1 pseudogene is annotated in these 568 nt (G+C 46.3%); it reads left to right on the top strand.

Features of this window, described 5'->3' with window-relative positions:
• Nucleotides 1–398 (top strand): annotated as a pseudogene (locus tag AB4512_RS20985) (D-hexose-6-phosphate mutarotase); the annotation flags it as partial.
• Nucleotides 399–568 lie beyond the last annotated feature (170 nt).

Raw genomic sequence — 568 nt, 5'->3', positions numbered from 1 at the left:
ACACTTACCTAAACGTTGGCGATATCCACAACACAACCACCACTGGTATGGGTGCTGAGTACATTGATAGCCTGCAAGGTGGCAAGATCTGCCAAGGTGGATCTGAACTGGTACTGACCGACACGATTGACCGCGTTTACACGCAACCAGAAGCGCAAATCTTTGTTGCTGACAAGAAGCTGGATCGCACGCTAACAGTTGAAAACCACGGTCATAACTCTGCAGTACTGTGGAACCCGTGGGCAGAAGGCGCTGCTGGTATGGGCGACATGCAAGACGACGGTTACCTAACCATGCTATGTGTTGAATCAACACTGCACGCACCAAGCCTAGAAGCAGGAAAAACATTACAGCCTGGTGAAAGCCACCAGCTGATTACTGTGATTAGTGCCCAATAACCGTATAAATACAGTTATAAAAAACGATTTTTGAGCGGCTTTATGTCGCTCTTTTACTTTTTGGTTTTAGCTCGTTACACTTGCGCTGTCTATTCTCCTTTAGAGGTCTCCATGACTTACCAATGCCCTTTGTGTCACCAACCTTTATCTCAAAACGATCGTACGTTTAA

Origin of the sequence: Vibrio sp. 10N.222.52.B7, assembly GCF_041474275.1 — a bacterium.
GTDB lineage: Bacteria > Pseudomonadota > Gammaproteobacteria > Enterobacterales > Vibrionaceae > Vibrio > Vibrio crassostreae_C.
This window is presented reverse-complemented; position numbering and strand designations above follow the sequence as displayed.